At 27.7% G+C, this 18,049-nt stretch carries 16 protein-coding genes; 2 read left to right on the top strand and 14 right to left on the bottom strand.

The genetic code is table 11. From position 1 onward, the window contains the following. Positions 1-16: 16 nt before the first annotated feature. From KO506_RS10340 to KO506_RS10315, 6 genes are all read right to left on the bottom strand, one after another. Positions 17-514 (bottom strand): DUF6702 family protein, encoded by a 498-nt coding sequence (locus KO506_RS10340; protein ID WP_215994830.1) that lies wholly within the window; start codon positions 512-514, stop codon positions 17-19. Positions 515-629: 115 nt separating this feature from the next. Then, entirely contained in the window at positions 630-1,436 is an 807-nt protein-coding gene (locus tag KO506_RS10335; protein ID WP_215994829.1) for a carboxypeptidase-like regulatory domain-containing protein, read from the bottom strand. A 252-nt stretch (positions 1,437-1,688) separates the two neighbouring features. Beyond that, positions 1,689-3,347: a MutS-related protein gene (locus tag KO506_RS10330; RefSeq protein WP_215994828.1), complete on the bottom strand. Its 1,659-nt coding sequence runs from the start codon at positions 3,345-3,347 to the stop codon at positions 1,689-1,691. A gap of 70 nt (positions 3,348-3,417) precedes the next feature. Next, positions 3,418-4,245, bottom strand: a complete 828-nt coding sequence (locus KO506_RS10325) for a carboxypeptidase-like regulatory domain-containing protein (RefSeq protein WP_215994827.1) — start codon at positions 4,243-4,245, stop codon at positions 3,418-3,420. A gap of 49 nt (positions 4,246-4,294) precedes the next feature. Next, positions 4,295-5,068 (bottom strand): carboxypeptidase-like regulatory domain-containing protein, encoded by a 774-nt coding sequence (locus tag KO506_RS10320; protein ID WP_215994826.1) that lies wholly within the window; start codon positions 5,066-5,068, stop codon positions 4,295-4,297. Between the two features lie 117 nt (positions 5,069-5,185). Then, positions 5,186-5,725, bottom strand: a complete 540-nt coding sequence (locus KO506_RS10315; protein ID WP_215994825.1) for a lipocalin family protein — start codon at positions 5,723-5,725, stop codon at positions 5,186-5,188. A 108-nt stretch (positions 5,726-5,833) separates the two neighbouring features. Between KO506_RS10315 and pepE the strand changes: the two genes are divergently transcribed. Then, positions 5,834-6,535, top strand: coding sequence for a dipeptidase PepE (gene pepE, locus KO506_RS10310; protein ID WP_215994824.1), 702 nt, complete (start codon positions 5,834-5,836; stop codon positions 6,533-6,535). Here pepE and KO506_RS10305 read toward each other — a convergent pair. From KO506_RS10305 to tpx, 7 genes are all read right to left on the bottom strand, one after another. Then, positions 6,532-7,266 (bottom strand): SDR family oxidoreductase, encoded by a 735-nt coding sequence (locus KO506_RS10305; protein ID WP_215994823.1) that lies wholly within the window; start codon positions 7,264-7,266, stop codon positions 6,532-6,534. The genes pepE and KO506_RS10305 overlap by 4 nt on opposite strands. A 74-nt stretch (positions 7,267-7,340) precedes the next feature. Next, positions 7,341-8,486 carry a 3,4-dihydroxy-2-butanone-4-phosphate synthase gene (ribB, locus tag KO506_RS10300; RefSeq protein ID WP_215994822.1) on the bottom strand — a complete coding sequence of 382 codons (1,146 nt, stop codon included), beginning with the start codon at positions 8,484-8,486 and terminating at the stop codon, positions 7,341-7,343. Between the two features lie 5 nt (positions 8,487-8,491). After that, positions 8,492-9,931: an LptF/LptG family permease gene (locus KO506_RS10295; RefSeq protein ID WP_215994821.1), complete on the bottom strand. Its 1,440-nt coding sequence runs from the start codon at positions 9,929-9,931 to the stop codon at positions 8,492-8,494. A gap of 61 nt (positions 9,932-9,992) precedes the next feature. After that, positions 9,993-10,649 (bottom strand): LolA family protein, encoded by a 657-nt coding sequence (locus KO506_RS10290; protein ID WP_215994820.1) that lies wholly within the window; start codon positions 10,647-10,649, stop codon positions 9,993-9,995. A 37-nt stretch (positions 10,650-10,686) separates the two neighbouring features. Beyond that, a complete protein-coding gene (locus tag KO506_RS10285) occupies positions 10,687-13,167 on the bottom strand; it encodes an FtsK/SpoIIIE family DNA translocase (protein ID WP_215994819.1) in 2,481 nt (826 codons plus the stop codon). Positions 13,168-13,209: 42 nt separating this feature from the next. Beyond that, on the bottom strand, positions 13,210-13,590 hold the full coding sequence (locus KO506_RS10280) for a diacylglycerol kinase family protein (protein WP_215994818.1): 381 nt from the start codon (positions 13,588-13,590) through the stop codon (positions 13,210-13,212). A 2-nt stretch (positions 13,591-13,592) separates the two neighbouring features. Continuing rightward, positions 13,593-14,090, bottom strand: coding sequence for a thiol peroxidase (gene tpx / locus KO506_RS10275; protein ID WP_215994817.1), 498 nt, complete (start codon positions 14,088-14,090; stop codon positions 13,593-13,595). A 131-nt stretch (positions 14,091-14,221) separates the two neighbouring features. Between tpx and KO506_RS10270 the strand changes: the two genes are divergently transcribed. Beyond that, entirely contained in the window at positions 14,222-15,616 is a 1,395-nt protein-coding gene (locus KO506_RS10270) for an MATE family efflux transporter (protein WP_215994816.1), read from the top strand. An 825-nt stretch (positions 15,617-16,441) separates the two neighbouring features. On the opposite strand, the gene KO506_RS10265 is transcribed toward KO506_RS10270, so the two are convergent. Further along, positions 16,442-18,049 carry a pyruvate dehydrogenase complex dihydrolipoamide acetyltransferase gene (locus tag KO506_RS10265; protein WP_215994815.1) on the bottom strand — a complete coding sequence of 536 codons (1,608 nt, stop codon included), beginning with the start codon at positions 18,047-18,049 and terminating at the stop codon, positions 16,442-16,444.

Below are 18,049 nucleotides of genomic sequence, written 5' to 3'. Positions count from 1 at the left end.
AAAATGTTTGTTTGTGTTAATATTTGAGTTGTACTGAATTTTTATTTTTAGTTAGTAAAATACTTTTGCTTTTACCATTTACTTTCGATTTTATTAAGTTTTGTTGTTTGTTAAAATGATCTATTAAAATGTTATTTACAACATTAATTGTGTTTACTTTTTCTATGTTTTCTATTTCTAAATAAAAGAAAACCAAATCGCCATCATATTCTTTGCCAATATAATTAAAGTTTTTTGAGATATTATCTACCTTAAAAAAGAGTTTATCTTTTAAATAATTTTCGAAATAAATATCGTTATTTTTAAGTTCTTTTTTTGTGGTTAACTGTAAATCTATGTTGTTATCTTTATTTAAAGCAGTTTCAATATCATCCATAAAAACATTAATGGTAATTTGAATCGCTTTGGCTTCTGGCTTGTAGTTTATTTGGGTTAAACTCAAGTAATATTTGTGTACCGAAAAAGAAAAAAGCGGAATGATTAAAAGTAATAAGAAGGTGTTTTTTAATTTCATTAGAAATACTTTGCTATAAACTCACTTTACAATGTTGTTGAAACTGTAGTTTTGTATTATTGAATTCTTTTCTTTTTATTGGTTTTGATGAATATTATTCAATTATTGAGCTAAACTACTCTTTTTTATCGATTTTTAGGTAAGAAATACTTTCTGATCTTAATATTTTAATCAGTTCTAGAGTTCTACCACCCTTATGTAAATCTTCTATACCTAAAGGATTGCAATACTCTAAAAAGTGAAAATATTTTTCTATTGGTATTTTTAATTCGTCAAAGAAAAATTGCTCACCAAGTTCTGAGAGTATTTGATAAGGAAATGCTTTTTTTCTAGCCAATTCTTTGCGTAAAGCCCATAGTCTTTCAGAATATTTAAAAGGCATAACAACTGCAGCTCCTGCACCAGCAAACTTTTGTGTTGGATCTACATTGTTTTCGGGCGGTTTTGCTCTTTCTATTTCATCAATTCTAGTGTCTACTTTATTAAAATCTATATTAGAAAAATCCATAACATCATTCAATAAAGAGTCTTTTACATTTGTAGGTACATCTTTTATATCTGCAGCTAACCTGCCCATTAAATTGTGTCTTTTTAAATCAAACTCATCTAAATTATAAATTGCAGCTTTTAGTTTTACGTTTAATTCTTTATTGTCTAAAATACGTTCTGTAATTACAATTTTTTTAGATTTATGCTGTACAGAAGAAAAACGAAGTGTATCTCCTTCAGATACAAATATTCTATACAAACCTTGATCACTAGAAAAAGTACCTTGATTTGTTTTTTGGTTTATGATATTCGCATTCTTAACAATACCCAAAGAATCCGTAATTTTACCAATAATAATTTTAGGTTTCTTTTGTGCATAAGAGCTTAAAGTACAACCCACAAAAAGAAAAAGTAGCAATAATTTTTTTATCATAAATAAAACTTTACTCACAAAGTAAAACTTTTATTGTTTATGGTTTAAAAAATCTGTTTTAAACTTATGTTAAAAACCATTATTTAGAAGTTGTTTAGCTATTTACTTTAAATAAATTTTCTTTAATTATTCATTATCTATAACGTTTTTATTTAAAAAAATAGTTGAGTATTAATAGGCTAAGCAATTAAAAAATTACAAATAGAAAATCAGCGAATTTTTTTTAAGTAGGCTAGGGATTAGTAATTAATTTTATTCTGTATTGTTTTTTGCTAAATATGTTTTGTCTAATTCTTTTGCTATTTTGATTGCTTCGTTTACAATCTCTTTTGGATAATCATTAATTTCAAGTATTCTAATTGCGTTTCTTTTTTGTAATTTTCCTATTTTTAGTTTGTAATCAAAATCAACATTCTTTTCATTTATTGTTTCACTAAAATGATATAATTCATATTCGTCTGAAAGAAGATCAGTTAATTCTAGGTCGTGAGTTGAAACTAATATTTTATTATTATTTTTTATTAAAGCAGATAAAACAGATTTTCCAGCAGAAATGCGCTCAACTGTATTTGTACCTTTAAATATTTCATCTAAAAGGAATAAATTTTTATTTCCGTTTACGCTCTCTTTAAGCATTTCCTTAATGGTTACTACTTCTTCAAAATAATAACTTTTATTGTTCATTAAATCATCATTAATTCGAATAGCCGAAAAAACTTTTAATAAAGGAAAAGTCATTGAATGTGCAAAACAAGTATTAATCGTAAGTCCTGTTATAATATTTAATCCAATTGCACGAATAAAAGAAGTTTTACCAGACATGTTAGAACCTGTAAGAAGTATAGATTTTTCTCCTATTTCAATACTATTAGTTGTGCATTTATATATTAATGGGTGGCTAATTTTTTTAACAGCAATTTTATCTCCATTATTAATAATTGGTAAACAATATGTTTCTAGTCCGTGTCTTAAAGAAGCAATAGAAACTAACATATCAATATGTCCAACAAATTTAAAAACACTTTCTATTTCTTCCCTTTTTGTGTTTAGTCTTTTTAAAACACCAAATAATAATAGTGGTTCTAGTAAAAACATTGTTTTAAAAATCTCAAATACAAACCAAGCTATGATTTCAAATTCTCCTTGAAGTTTTGCTTCAAGTGAAAAAAATGACATTCTATTTTTGACTTCATTTATTATTTTGATTGACTTTGGTAAGTCTGGATTTAATTTTTTAAATAATGTTTTGGCGAATAAATGAGAAGCGATATTATTAAGCCTTAAAAGTTGTGGAATAGAGCTTACATATTGAACTAAATTATTTTTATTCCAATAATGAAGAACAAAATTTATGCAGAAAATTCCTAATAGAATGATAAAAAAAATTGGATTGAAAAAGCCTAAAATTAATGATACTAAACTTGTAAATGATAAAAACTGTATCATAAAAAACCATTTTGGCGGATTTATATGCTCTTCTTGAAATAAAGAAGCTATAAAGTAAGCATCTTTATGTTTTAGTTTTTCAATCTTTTTTTGAACCGAAATTCTTAATTCAGGGTTTTGTGATAATTTTGTTATTATTTCTTCATTTAGTTTGGTTTGCTTCTCATTTATTTCAATTGTTCTAAGGTTATTGTAATAATATTGTTGACCAATGTTTGAGTTAGTTCGATCAAGAAACATAAACAAATCATCAAAATCTAAGTCATTACAAGTTTTGTCAGATAGAACTTGATATGCTTTTGAATTGTTTTTCTTTCTGAAGTAGCTTTCAATACTTTCGAAGTCAAAGGAATCATCTTTCAATTTTCCAAAAGATTCTTTTAACCTAAGGCTTAACTCTTTTTTTCTATTGAATTTTAAAAAAGAAAAAGTATATTTTATTTGAAATAGTATGTCTTTAATCATTAAAGAATTAGTGTGAAATTTCTACATAATGTTACACAAAATATTCCATTTATTACTCATTTTATGAGGTTTAACGATTTTTTTTTACATTACTAGTAATTTTAAGGTACTCAAAACTTTGAGTTCTTAGTATTTCTATTACTTGTAATACTTTACCATTTTTATACATTTTTTCTATGTTTAAAGGTTTACAATACTCTAAAAAATGATAATATTTTTCTTTGGGAATCTTTAACTGATTATAAAAGTAATCATTGCCCAATTCATTTAATAATTTAGTAGGAAAAGCTTCTAAATAACTTAAGTTATCTTCTAATGGTTTCGTTTTTTTGCTTTTTTTAAAAGGATTGAGTTTGCTTAAAACTTTACCTACTTCTAATCCAGAATATTGATTGGTAACTGTTTTTGCAATTATAGGTTTGGCTCTTATGTTTGCATCAATCCTAAAATCTTTTTGTGCAAAATTTACATTAGAAAAATCCATATTATCTTTTAATATAGAATCCTGCTTATTTTTTGGTAAAGATTTTACATCAACAGCTAATTTACCCATTAAATTGTGTTTTTTTAACTCAAATTCATCTAAAGTGTAGGTGTTTAATTTTAAAGAAATCTCTAAATTAATTTCTGATAAAATTTTATCTGTAATGAGTATTTTTTTTGATATATGCTGTACAGAAGAAATTATTAATGAATCTCCTTTAGCAACTAACATTCTGAATGCTCCAGAATCGTTAGAAAAAGTACCAAGTTTAGTATTTAGGTTGATAATGTTTGCATTTTTAACAAGACCTAAAGAATCCAAAATTTTTCCGTTAATTAAAATTTTTTCGTCTTGCGAATAAGCATTTAAAATTATAATAAACAAAGAAAAAAATAAGAGTAGTTTTTTTATCATATAGCATTTTTTTTACTGATTAATTTACTCTTTTTTTAGATTAATAATTTCATTTTTCTTCTAGTAAAGTGATTTCTGTTTTATTCTGAGGAAAAGTTCTACTTTCTTGCATTAAAATTCTTGTAACAGCCAAGTTGTCTTCTTTGTTATAATAATTAATAATGTTTTTCTTGTAACAATAATTTAAAAAAGGATTGATGTTTTCTGGCTTTATATTTAAATCTGTGATAAAAAAATCGTCTGTAAAATGTTTTCTAATTTTAGATAAAGCTTTATCTTCTAACTTTATTTTTTTTAATTCTCTTTCACGTCTTAAATTTCCGTTTAGAGAATTAATTAAATTATCTAAGCTTACAGATGCACTAGTAAGTGTAAGTTTTGCTATTCTTGTATCTTTTTTGGCTATAGTGTTTGCGTAAGGTAAATTTAATGTTTTTGCATTTACAGTTGGTGGTGGCATTATTTCTGGGTCTACATAAAATATACTTTTTGGTTTTTCTAAAACAATTTCTTCTAACTCATAAGTTTTACCTTTTAGCGTAATTACAAAGATTTCTTGGTCTAGAATTTCTTGGGTAATTGTAACTTCTTCTTTTTTTAGATTGATGTGAGAAAATGTTAAAACATCACCAATTTTAACCGGAATTTCAAACAAACCAAAATCGTTGGTACTTGCACCTTGATTTGAGTTTTTATTGATAATATGAGCATCTGTAATAGCTTCATCATTAAAAAAAACTTCACCAGTAATTACTTTTCTCTTTTCTTGACTATAAACTACAGTACAAAGAAATAAACAGCAAAATAGAATTGGATTTCTCATGTTAACAAAGAAAAGGGTAGTGCCTCTTAAAACTCTATTAATGCTTTTATAAACTTTTGTTAAACAAAAAAAGCATCATAAATTTTATGATGCTTTTAAGAATTATTTTTAATTGTATTATTTTTCGATTGTTAAAGTGGCTTTACCTGTTACAATAGAAGTAACATCATCTACAGTAATTGTTTTATTAACATCTACTTCTATGGTTAAAACTTCATCAATAAAAGAGATAATATCTATATTCAGTTGTTCACCACCTTCATTTAATGTAAGTGTATTACCATCTAATTGCCAAGAGCTTGATAAAAAACCAAAAGTATCATTGAAAAAGATATCATCTAAATACAATTCTTCTGTATGTGTTTCTCCAGACGAATTATAGTTTAAAACAAAAGTAAAATCACCATTAATTACAGCTAGATTAGGGTTTTCAGAAAAAGTTAATGATGCATTTAAATCTTTACCAAAACCATTACCTGTAACTGTAAGAACAACAGGACTTGTTATATTTATTACTGCATCATCTATAACAATATTTGTTAAAGACCAAGTGCCAACTAAATCTAAAGTATTAATTTCTACGTCTGATGTGTTAGAAACTTCGCAGGCGTAAAAAAGGCTAATTAATAATGTGAGAAAAATAATTTTAGTTTTCATATTTTGAGGGTTAAATATTTAATTTGTTAATTTAGCCATTTATTGTTTAGGAAAAAAAATAATTTTGTAATTATTAAAATTATTATCTATTAGTTAGAATACTCTTTTATGAAAAAAATGATTATTGCAAGTACATCTACAACTCATGGAAGTGGTTATTTAGAGTATTTATTACCAACGTTAAAATCTTTTTTTACTGAAGTAAAAACGATACTTTTTATACCCTATGCACGTGCAAGTGGTATTACTTATAATGAATATACTGCTATTGCTAAAAAAGGTTTTTCTTCTATTAATATTGATGTAAAAGGAATTCATGAATTTAAAAATCCTAAAGAAGCTATTTTAAATGCAGAAGCTATTTTTACTGGTGGTGGAAATACATTTGAGTTGGTAAATCAATTATATAAAAATGATGTTTTATCTATCTTAAAAGAGGTTTTAGAAAAAGGTACACCTTATTTAGGTACAAGTGCAGGTAGTAATATTTGTGGTGTAAATATGATGAATACTAATGATATGCCAATTGTATATCCACCAAGTTTTACAACATTAGGTTGCATCCCTTTTAATATTAATGCACATTATTTGGATCCTGTAAAAGGTTCTAAACATATGGGAGAAACTCGTGAAACGCGAATTAAGGAATTTCATGTTTTTAATGATATTCCTGTTTTAGGTTTACGAGAAGGTAGTTGGTTAGAAGTAAAAGGTGATGCTATTTATTTAAGAGGAAATTTATCAGCAAGATTATTTACCCAAAACCAAAAACCAATTGAATTAGAAAGTGGAGTAGAGGTTTTAATCTAAACCATTGCTCCATTAGCACCTATAACTTGTCCTGAAATCCATTTAGATTCATCACTTGCCATAAACAAAACAACTTGTGCAATGTCTATTGGTTTTGCTAGTCTATTAAAAGCATTCATTCCTTTTAACTTTTCAATAAAATCTTCAGATTTACCTTCTAAAAATAACTTGGTTTCTGTTGGACCTGGAGCTACAGCGTTTACAGAAATTTCCCTGCCAATTTCTTTAGAAAAAACTCTTGTAATTTGTTCTACAGCTGCTTTTGTTGCAGAATAAACTGCATAAGTAGGCAACATTAATTTTACAGTACTAGAAGATATATTTATAATATTTCCTTTATCTGCAAGTTTACTTTCTGCTTGTTGTAGCGTATTAAAAAGACCTTTAACATTCACGTTAAAATGTTTGTCAAAATCTGCTTCTGTATTATCTTTTAGTTTTTTTGCAGACATAACACCTGCATTATTTACCAAAATATTTATTTTACCAAAAGTGGCTAAGGTTTTATCAAATAGCGCAACTACTTCTTCTTTTTTGCTAACATCAGCTTTAAAAGCAAAAGCTTCACCTTTATTTTTTTTAATTAGATCAACTACAGCATTTGCTTCTTTTTCGCTATTGGAATAATTAACAACAACTTTAGCACCGTTTTTAGCTAATAGTATCGCAATTTCTTTTCCTATTCCTTTTGATGCTCCTGTTACAATTGCAACTTTATCTTTTACTTTCATGAGTTTACTATTTTTTAAGAAAGTAAAAAGATAGTTATTTAGTACTTTTTTAAAAAGTTAGATTTGTTAATAGTTTAATAATTAACATAATCTACAATTTCTAAACCATATCCAATCATACCCACTCTTTTAGTTTGTTGAGTGTTGGTTAATAGTTTTAATTTGCTGATGTTTAAATCATGTAGAATTTGAGCACCAATTCCAAAATCTCTTTGATCCATAGCAATTGCTGGTGCTTTTATATCGCCATTTTTCTGATTTTCTTTTAAAATAGATAATCTACTTAATAAGTTTTTAGACTGGTTTTGTTGGTTGATGAATAAAATTGCTCCTTTTTCCTCATCATTAATTACCTTAAACATTTGGTCTAATTTCTTATCTGGGTTATTGGTTAACGTTCCTAAAATATCATTATTTACTAAGGTAGAATTTATTCTTGTTAAAACATTCTCATCATTTGTCCAAGAACCTTTTGTTAAAGCAATATGAACTTGGTTATTTGTAGTTTGTTGGTATGCTCTTAATCTAAATTTACCAAAACGAGTTTCTAAATCAAAGTCTTCTTTCTTTTCTATTAAAGAATCGTGCTCCATTCTGTAAGCTACTAAATCTTCTATAGAAACTATTTTAATATCAAACTTTTTTGCAACTTCTAAAAGTTGAGGTAAACGAGCCATTGTACCATCTTCATTCATAATCTCTACAATAACACCTGCAGGTTGTAAGCCTGCTAATCTTGCAAAATCTATAGCTGCTTCTGTGTGTCCTGTTCTACGTAAAACACCACCTTCTTTTGCTTTTAATGGAAAAATATGGCCAGGTCTTGCTAAATCAAAAGGTTTAGTGTCTTTGTCTATTAAAGCTTTAATAGTTAAAGCTCTATCTGAAGCAGAAATACCAGTAGTAACACCTTTACCACGTAAATCTACAGAAACAGTAAATGCAGTTTCCATAGGATCTGTGTTGTTATTTACCATCATACCTAGCTCTAAATCTTTACAGCGTTTTTCTGTTAATGGTGCACAAATTAAACCACGACCATGTGTAGCCATAAAGTTTACCATTTCTGGTGTTACTTTTTCTGCTGCAGCTAAAAAATCGCCTTCATTTTCTCTGTTTTCATCATCTACAACTATAATAACTTTACCATTTCTAATATCGTTTATTGCTGCTTCAATAGTATTTAATTGGATGTTTTTATCTAAAATTTGTGATGTCATATCTTCTACCTTTTTTTAGGTAATATTTTTTTGAATAATTTGGTAATTGGTTGTAAAAAGGAATCAATATTAAAAATCCCTTTATCTTTTGTAGCTCTTTTTGTTAATAGAATTGCAACAGGAATCATTATAATTGCAGAAATCCAAGAACCTAAAAACGCAGAAACACTACTTTCTTCTGCTAAGTTTCTACCAAAAGTATTGGTAAAGAAATAAGTTACATAAATGGCAATTGCTAAAATCATTGGCATACCAAAACCACCTTTTCTAATAATCGAGCCTAAAGGAGCACCTATAAAAAAGAGAATAACACACGATAATGAAAAGGCTATTCTATTATAATATTCAGTATCGTAAAAATTAAGCCCCTTTCTGTTCCATTTTACAGTTTCTGTATTATTTTTTAAAGTACTTAAAACTCTATTTGTTTTTGTAGTTGCAGAATTTAGAATAGAAATTTTGTCTTTTATTTCAAAATTATTTATGGTAATACTATCTAAATTATTGTTTTTTAAAGAATCTGGATAGTTGTATAATTCTTTAGCCTGTGTACTTATGTATATGTTTTTTGCACGTAAACCCAAAATTTCATCATACCTACCTTTTAATTTTGGTATGGTATCTTTTAATTCTTTTAAAGTTAACATTCTAAAATGATTGGTAACTCTATTTGTATCTAAATCACCACCTATTATAGACGAAATATCAATATTAAATTCATATTCTTTAAAAGTGGCATTTGAGGCTGCCATTTTTTTTCTTTTATCTTGTGTTTTTGCAAATTTTACGTGTTCTTCATAATAATTACCATCATATAAAATAAAGGTCATATATCTACTACCTTCTTCTGTAAGAATTTTACCTCTATCTGCTGTAATTACTTTTTGATTCCCTTTTTTACCTTTTAAATCGTAAATTAAAACTTTCTTTAATAAGTTTTCGTTTTCTCCATATTTTTCATCAAATTTTATTTGATAACCAGGTAAATCTGCATTGAAACTACCAGGCACCAAAGCCATTGCTGGTTTTTTCTTTTTGATGTTTAAATATAAATTAGATTGATTTAAAATAGCATAAGGATATACATTATTTAAGAATAAGAAGTTAATACCACTTAAAGCGATAGCTAAAATAGCAATAGGTCTTACCAATCTTTGTAAAGAAATTCCTGCTGATTTTGCTGCTGCAAATTCATAGTTTTCACCTAAATTACCTAGAGCCATTATAGATGATAATAACACACCAATTGGTAATGCCTGAGGAATTATCATTAAAGTAGTATAGTATAAAAACTTTAAAATAAATGCAAGGCTAATACCTTTACCTGCAATGTTTTCGAATGCTTGCCATAAGGCTTGCATAACCAAAACAAAAAGTACAATAAGAAATGTAGCAACAAAAGGTACTAAAAAGCTCTTTAAGATGTATTTATCTAAAATCTTCATAAAAAACAAAAGTAGCACCTAAATTTATAAGATGCTACTAATTTATTGTTAATTGAAATAATTAGTCGATTGTATATTTTTGAGACAAATATTTTTGCTTATCAAATTTAAAAAAGCTTTCTGATAAGTTTTGATTACTTTTAAAAGTAGTAATTATAAAACTTGTTTTTGCTCCATTAGCACCTGTTTGTATTAGTTTGTATATGTGCTTTGTTTTTTCATCTATACCTAATTCTACTTTTACAATTTCAGAATCACTATCTATAGGATTTAAGGTTACAAATTGAATTTTTCTACCATTAATGTTTTCCAATTTACCCATTTCTAAATTGTAACCTTCTTTATAAAAAGTTAATAATTTAGAAGGATAAATAAAGCCATCATCTCCACTCATATCTCCATCTGTAATAGAAATTTCTTTTTCATCATTATTAATTACATAAAGCTTGCTACCATCATAAATAAAATTATTACCTAAATAATTTAGGTTGTATTTTTCGCCTTGTAAATTGATTTCTCCTCTAATAGGTGGTTCATCACCTTCTTTAATACCAGCTTCTTCGTTACTTAAAGTCTGACTAAAACCAAGAAACATATTATTATATGCACTCATTTTTGATGAAACTTCATCTAACAATGATTTTGCTTTTGGTGATGTTTGTGAAAAAGTTAAGCTTGTTATTAATAAACTTAAAAATAATATTGTTATTTTTTTCATGTTTTAAAATTTTGTTGCTCTTATTCTCCCTGAGCCACTATTGATTTTTTTCGTTTTCTAATAATTGTTCTAAAGCTGTAAAATCTGGTACTAAAACTTGCCTTGCTTTACTACCTTCAAAGCCACCAACAATACCAGCAGCTTCTAATTGATCTATTAATCTACCAGCTCTGTTGTATCCTAGTTTTAATTTTCTTTGTAACAAAGAAGCAGAACCTTGCTGGGCTGTAACAATAATTTCTGCGGCTTCTTTAAACAATTTATCTCTGTCTGCTATATCAACATCAATACTTGTGCCACTTTCATCATCTACATATTCTGGTAATAAATGAGCTTCAGTGTATGCTTTTTGAGAACCAATAAAATCAGTAATTTTTTCTACTTCAGGTGTATCTACAAAAGCACATTGTATTCTTATTATAGAGTTTCCATTGGTGTATAATAAATCTCCACGACCAATTAATTGATCTGCTCCACCTGAATCTAAAATGGTTCTAGAATCAATTTTAGATGTAACTCTAAATGCAATTCTTGCAGGAAAGTTTGCTTTTATAATACCTGTAATTACGTTTACAGATGGTCTTTGAGTGGCTACAATTAAGTGAATACCAATAGCTCTGGCCAATTGTGCTAAACGTGCTATAGGTGTTTCTACTTCTTTACCAGCTGTCATTATTAAATCTGCAAATTCATCAATTACCAAAACAATATATGGTAAAAATTGATGCCCATCATTAGGGTTTAATTTACGCTGCTTAAATTTAGTGTTGTACTCTTTAATGTTTCTAACCATTGCAGCTTTTAGCAAATCGTAACGATTATCCATTTCTATACACAAAGAGTTTAATGTGTGTACAACTTTGGTAGTATCTGTAATAATAGCTTCTTCAGAATCTGGAAGTTTTGCTAAATAATGACGTTCAATTTTGTTAAATAAAGTTAATTCTACTTTTTTAGGATCTACCAAAACAAACTTAACTTCTGCAGGATGTTTTTTATATAAGAGTGATGTTAAAACTGCATTTAAACCAACAGATTTTCCTTGTCCTGTTGCACCAGCCATTAATAAGTGAGGCATTTTTGCTAAATCAACAACAAAAGTTTCATTAGAAATAGTTTTACCTAAAGCTATTGGTAATTGCATTTGCGATTCTTGAAATTTCTTAGATGAAATTGCAGAATGCATTGAAACTATGGTCGATTTTTTATTTGGCACTTCTATACCAATAGTACCTTTACCAGGTATAGGAGCAATAATACGAATACCTAATGCTGATAAAGAAAGAGCAATATCATCTTCTAAGTTTTTAATTTTAGAAATACGAATACCTGCTTCTGGTACAATTTCATATAGTGTAATTGTTGGGCCAACAGTTGCTTTAATTTCTGCAATACCAATTTTGTAGTTTTTTAAAGTTTCTACAATTCTATTTTTATTAGCTTCTAATTCAGCAGGATCTATAGAAATACTTTCATTGTATTGCTTTAGTAAATTAAATGTTGGAAATTTAAAGTTAGAGAGTTCTAAAGTAGGATCGAACTCACCAAAATCTTTTAAAACTTTGTCTGACAAATTTTCTACAGAATGTTCTTCTTCTCTAGCAATAGCTACATCAATTTCTACTTCTTGTAAATTTTCTAAAGTTTCTTCTACCTTTAATTCAGGGGTAACTTCTTTTTCAATTTTTAGCGTAATTTCTTCATTTTTTGATGTAACATCAGAATGATTAGCAATAGTAGGTTTTAAATTTTCTAGTGAAAGTTCAAATTCAGATTTTTCTTCTTTTTTATCAGAAGTTGTGTCTATGTTATTTTCAGATTTGTTTTCTGTTTGTTTTTTCTTAGTTTCAGTTGTTTGTACAATTTCAATTTTTGCTTTTTGTTCATTTTCAACTAATAGCTTTGCTTCTCTATCTATCTTATTTTGTTTTACTTTTTCTAAATAAGTATCAATACTTATTTTATAACGTAAAATTAAATACGCTAATAATAAGAAGATTAAAATAATAACTAAACCTGTTTTACCTGTAAATGTCTGTACATAATCGTTAACTTCAAAACCAATTACACCAGATAAAAGTGCATATTTATGATGCAAAAAACCTAATGAAACCGAAAGCCAAAGCATAATAAATAAACCCCAGTTCCAAGAAATAATAATTTTAGAAAGTTTCTTTTTTACTAAAACAGCTATACCTGATAAAAATATTTGAAAAGCAATTAGAAAAGCTGCTAAGCCAAAACCGTCATAAATAAAAAAATGACTTAAACTAGCGCCAATTTTACCTAATAAATTTTTGCTTTTTATGGTTTTATCTGCTAGTTTTCCTATAGCACTTTGGTCTTCTTGCCAACTAAAGAAAAACGAAATAAATGCAATACATAAAAAAAGCGAAAATAAAATTAAGAAAAACCCAAATATAGTTTGAGTTTGTCTTGTTTTTAGAAAAGAAAAAATACTAGATTTTTCTTCTGTTAAAACTGTAGTTTTTTTTACGCTTTGTTTTTTTTTAGCCATTAAAAAATTGGATATTTTTAAGGGGTAAATATACGTATTTGCTTAAAATAATAAAGCTATTTTAGGTACATAAATAAAACCAGCTACAATTAAAGATATTAAAGCAGCAAAACTTGGTGCACCAGCAGCAATATCTTTAATTAAGCCAATTTTTTCATGATAATCTGGGTGAATAAAATCTGCAACTTCTTCAATGGCTGTATTAGCTGCCTCAGCTACTAATACTAAGCCAATTATTATAAATTGCAATGCCCATTCTGTAGTAGAAATGTTAAAATATAATCCCATAATTGTGGCAATAATGGCAAAAAAAAGTTGAGCTTTAATACTATCTTCTGTAGTAATTAAAATCCACATTCCTTTTAAAGCGAACTTTAAGCTTTTAATTCTGCCAACTATAAAACCATCTTTAGGATCTTTCATTATTAAATCGCTTTTAAAGCATTTTCATAATTAGGCTCATTAACAATTTCTGAAACTTGTTCTGTATAAGATACATTACCTTTATTATCGATAATAACAATAGCTCTAGAATGTAAGTTTGCTAAAGGACCATTTGCAATTTCTAATTGGTAATCTTTACCAAAATTACCTGTTGCAAAATCAGAAAGCATTACAACATTATCAATACCTTCTGCACCACAAAAACGTGCTTGAGCAAATGGTAAATCTCTAGAAATACATAACACAACTGTATTTTCTAAATCTGCCGCTTTTTTATTAAATTCTCTTACAGAAGTTGCACATGTACCAGTATCTACACTAGGAAAAATATTTAATATGATATTTTTACCAGTAAAATCTGATAAACTTTTTTGAGATAAATCTACTGCTGTTAATTTAAAGTCAGGAGCTTTTGTACCATTTTCTGGTAAGTTTCCTACTGTATTTATTGCATTTCCTTTTAACGTAATACCTGCCATTATAATTAGTTTTGGTTTTTACCAAAAGTAATATTTTTTATTGAAAAACTTAGCTTAAAACTGTGAAGTTCTCCTTAAAAAAATGAGAATCTTATATGTATCTTCGCAGTCCTATAATCGATTTTTTAAAAGTGAATCTTAAGCAATATACATCAGAATTTAAATACAATTGGAAACTAGCAGCACCTGTAATGTTGGGTATGTTAGGGCATACTTTTGTCGCATTTATAGATAATATTATGGTTGGGCAATTGGGTACTGCAGAATTGGCTGCAGTTTCTTTGGGTAACAGTTTTATGTTTATTGCAATGTCTATTGGTATTGGTTTTTCTACAGCAATTACACCTTTAATTGCAGAAGCAGATTCTTCTGATAATTTAGAACAAGCCAGATCTACATTTAAAAACGGGTTATTTTTATGTACTTCTTTAGGTATTTTATTGTTCTTAATGGTATTTTTTGCAAAACCTTTAATGCATTTAATGCAGCAGCCCAAAGAAGTTGTAGAGTTGGCAATTCCGTATTTAGATTTAGTTGCTTTTTCATTAATTCCGTTAATTATTTTTCAGGCTATTAAGCAGTTTAGTGATGGTATGTCTATGACCAAGTACCCAATGTATGCTACTTTAATTGCCAATATTGTAAACATTGTACTAAACTATCTATTTATCTTTGGTAAGTTTGGTTTTCCAGAATTAGGTATTGTTGGTGCTGCTTATGGTACATTGGCTTCTAGAATTATTATGGTAATTTATTTATGGCTTTTATTAAAAAATAAAGCACGTTCCAAACGAATTGTTAGTAATTTAAAATTCTTTGTTTTAGATATTTTGATGATAAAAAAAATCATCAACTTAGGATCTTTAAGTGCAATGCAAATGTTTTTTGAAGTGGCTATTTTTACTGCTGCAATTTGGTTAAGTGGTTTATTAGGTAAAAATCCACAAGCTGCAAATCAAATTGCCTTAAATTTATCTTCTATGACATTTATGGTTGCAATGGGTTTAAGTGTTGCTTCTATGATTAGAGTTGGAAATCAAAAAGGATTACAAAACTTTAAAGAATTACGTAGAATTGCATTCTCAATTTTTCTTTTAGGACTAATTTTAGCGACCATTTTTGCAGTTTTGTTTTTCTTGTTTCATAAAATAATGCCTAGCATTTATGTAGATTTAGATGATAAAGTAAATTTTGTAGATAATATGGAAGTAATAACAATTGCCTCTAAACTTTTAATTGCAGCTGCATTTTTTCAAATATCTGATAGTATTCAAGTAGTCGTTTTAGGAGCCTTACGTGGTTTACAAGATGTTAAAATACCAACCCTTTTAACTTTTATTTCTTATTGGTGTGTAGGTTTTCCTGTTTCTTACTTTTTAGGGTCAGAAGATAGGTATGGAAGTTTTGGTATTTGGTTAGGCTTACTTGCAGGTTTATCAACAGCTTCAGTATTATTATTTATCAGATTTAATCGATTAACATTAAGATTGATAAAAGAAAAGGACGTTGTTGTAGTATCTAATTAGTTCTTTTTAATTGCTTAATTTAATGTAAGATTTATTTTCTATCATAATTCTTTCTTATTGATAATCTTTGTGAAAAATAAAGTCCATTTGGTAATATAATATCATAAAAATATAATGGTATTAAAATTACCAGACTGTTTTTAGTTCTAATTTTTTTCCACTGATTTAAAAATGTTACTTTTTCTAAATTGGTGAAAATATGTTTAAATTTTGACTTCTGTTTTTTTATATTTTTTAAATGAGTAATATATAAAACTAGAGTTATCCTTTATGATTTAGACTTTTATTTGAAATTAGTTACATAATAATCAAAAATATTCTGGATAAGAAGACCAAATAAATTGACTTTTTTTAATGATTTTTCAAGGAGTTTCATGATAAATTGTTTGTACTGACTCAAGAAAATAATTACTCATTGGTTTTCTAATAAAGCACTATTTTACTGATAAATATTTTCTCTGGCACCATATTCAATAATGATTAATCCAATATTTGGGTATTTTATTGTGATTCATCAAACAATTTTTACATATCAGTATATTAGCTATAATACTAAACATAATATTTATTTTATGCTTGTATGATAAAACTATTATTAAAATTACAAACAGTTAATATTTGTAGAATTAGTTAATTTTTATAAACTTTTAGTTTATACATTTTGTTTGAAGATTATGTTTTAAATCGATCTTCTTCAAATTTAATTTAAAGCTTAAATTTTTATGTTTTTTTCTTATTTATAACTTGACTTTGATGTTTTGTGGTACAAAAAAAACCTAAACAATTAAGTTTAGGTTTTTATAAATTATAAATGTTTTACAGAAACTATGCTAACATTGTAACAGGGTTTTCTATAAACGTTTTTAAAGTTTGTAAAAACTGAGCACCAACAGCACCATCAACAGTTCTGTGATCGCAAGTTAAAGTTAAATTCATTGTGTTACCAACAACAATTTGCCCATCTTTAACAACAGGTTTTTGGACTATTGCACCAACAGATAAAATTGCTGAATTAGGTTGATTAATAATAGAATTAAAATTCTGAATACCAAACATCCCTAAATTAGAAACAGTAAAAGTACTTCCTTGCATTTCTGCAGGAGCTAATTTTTTATTTCTTGCTTTACCAGCTAAATCTCTTACACCAGCCCCAATTTGAGTTAAACTTAAAGAGTCTGTATGTTTAATAACTGGTACTAATAAACCATCATCTACAGCAACAGCAACACCAACGTGTATATGACTGTGATAAATTGTATTAGCATCTGACCAAGAAGTATTTACTTGTGGATGTTTTTTTAATGCCATTGCACAGGCTTTAACAACCATATCATTAAATGATACTTTTACATCTGGAATTGCATTGATTGTTTTACGAGAAGCCATTGCATTGTCCATATCAACCTCAATATTTAAACTGAAATCAGGAGCAGTAAATTTAGAGTTACCTAAAGATTTTGCAATTGCTTTACGCATTTGAGAATTTTTAACTTCCTCAGATTTTTCTTCACCAGCAGCAATAACTGTTGTTGTTGCAGCACTAGCTTCTACTTTAGCTGCAGGAGTAAAGTTTTCTACATCTTTTTTAATGATTCTACCATTCTCTCCAGAGCCAGAAATATCAGCAAGATTAAAACCTTTATCAGCAGCAATTTTCTTTGCTAATGGAGATGCAAACACACGACCATTAGAAGTACTAGTAGTTGTTGTAGGTTTTGCTTCTTCTACTTTAGCAGCAGGTTTTTCTGCTTTCTTTTCTTCAGTTTTTGGAGCAGATTTTTCTGCAGCAGCAGGAGTGTTACCACCACTAGCTATAATTGCTGAAACATCAGTTCCTTCTGGTCCAATTATTGTAAGTAAACTATCTACAGGAGCAGTTTCACCTTCTTGAACACCAATGTGTAAGATTGTTCCTTCATAGAAACATTCAAATTCCATAGTTGCTTTATCAGTTTCAATTTCTGCTAAAATATCACCTTCTTCAACTTTATCTCCAACTTTCTTTAACCAAGAAGCTACTGTACCATCTGTCATTGTATCACTTAAACGAGGCATAGCAATTACATTTACACCTTCAGGAATAGCAACATTATCTGTAGTTGAAGCTTCAGAAGTAGTTTCTTCCTTTGTTTCTTCTACTTTATCTTCTTTTGCTGGTTCTGCTTCACCATTTATAAGGGCAGAGATGTCTTCACCCTCTTCACCAATAATGGCTAAAAGTTTATCGACAGGAGAAGTTTCACCTTCTTGTATACCAATATGTAGTAGAGTACCTTCATAGAAAGACTCAAATTCCATTGTAGCTTTATCAGTTTCTATTTCTGCTAAAATATCACCTTCTTCAACTTTATCTCCAACCTTCTTTAACCATTGTGCCACAACACCTTCTTCCATGGTGTCGCTTAAACGCGGCATATTTATTACTGTAGCCAT

Source organism: Polaribacter vadi, from assembly GCF_018861005.1.
In the GTDB taxonomy this organism is placed as follows: Bacteria; Bacteroidota; Bacteroidia; order Flavobacteriales; family Flavobacteriaceae; genus Polaribacter; species Polaribacter vadi_A.
The sequence above is the reverse complement of the archived record's forward strand: the minus strand, read 5'-3'. Positions and strand labels throughout refer to the sequence as shown.

What these genes read in the sequence shown, in the direction of transcription:
- KO506_RS10340 (WP_215994830.1), bottom strand. Translation starts at nt 514, where the DNA reads ATGAAATTAAAAAACACCTTCTTATTACTTTTAATCATTCCGCTTTTT.
- KO506_RS10335 (WP_215994829.1), bottom strand. Translation starts at nt 1,436, where the DNA reads ATGATAAAAAAATTATTGCTACTTTTTCTTTTTGTGGGTTGTACTTTA.
- KO506_RS10330 (WP_215994828.1), bottom strand. Translation starts at nt 3,347, where the DNA reads ATGATTAAAGACATACTATTTCAAATAAAATATACTTTTTCTTTTTTA.
- KO506_RS10325 (WP_215994827.1), bottom strand. Translation starts at nt 4,245, where the DNA reads ATGATAAAAAAACTACTCTTATTTTTTTCTTTGTTTATTATAATTTTA.
- KO506_RS10320 (WP_215994826.1), bottom strand. Translation starts at nt 5,068, where the DNA reads ATGAGAAATCCAATTCTATTTTGCTGTTTATTTCTTTGTACTGTAGTT.
- KO506_RS10315 (WP_215994825.1), bottom strand. Translation starts at nt 5,725, where the DNA reads ATGAAAACTAAAATTATTTTTCTCACATTATTAATTAGCCTTTTTTAC.
- pepE (WP_215994824.1), top strand. Translation starts at nt 5,834, where the DNA reads ATGAAAAAAATGATTATTGCAAGTACATCTACAACTCATGGAAGTGGT.
- KO506_RS10305 (WP_215994823.1), bottom strand. Translation starts at nt 7,266, where the DNA reads ATGAAAGTAAAAGATAAAGTTGCAATTGTAACAGGAGCATCAAAAGGA.
- ribB (WP_215994822.1), bottom strand. Translation starts at nt 8,486, where the DNA reads ATGACATCACAAATTTTAGATAAAAACATCCAATTAAATACTATTGAA.
- KO506_RS10295 (WP_215994821.1), bottom strand. Translation starts at nt 9,931, where the DNA reads ATGAAGATTTTAGATAAATACATCTTAAAGAGCTTTTTAGTACCTTTT.
- KO506_RS10290 (WP_215994820.1), bottom strand. Translation starts at nt 10,649, where the DNA reads ATGAAAAAAATAACAATATTATTTTTAAGTTTATTAATAACAAGCTTA.
- KO506_RS10285 (WP_215994819.1), bottom strand. Translation starts at nt 13,167, where the DNA reads ATGGCTAAAAAAAAACAAAGCGTAAAAAAAACTACAGTTTTAACAGAA.
- KO506_RS10280 (WP_215994818.1), bottom strand. Translation starts at nt 13,590, where the DNA reads ATGAAAGATCCTAAAGATGGTTTTATAGTTGGCAGAATTAAAAGCTTA.
- tpx (WP_215994817.1), bottom strand. Translation starts at nt 14,090, where the DNA reads ATGGCAGGTATTACGTTAAAAGGAAATGCAATAAATACAGTAGGAAAC.
- KO506_RS10265 (WP_215994815.1), bottom strand. Translation starts at nt 18,049, where the DNA reads ATGGCTACAGTAATAAATATGCCGCGTTTAAGCGACACCATGGAAGAA.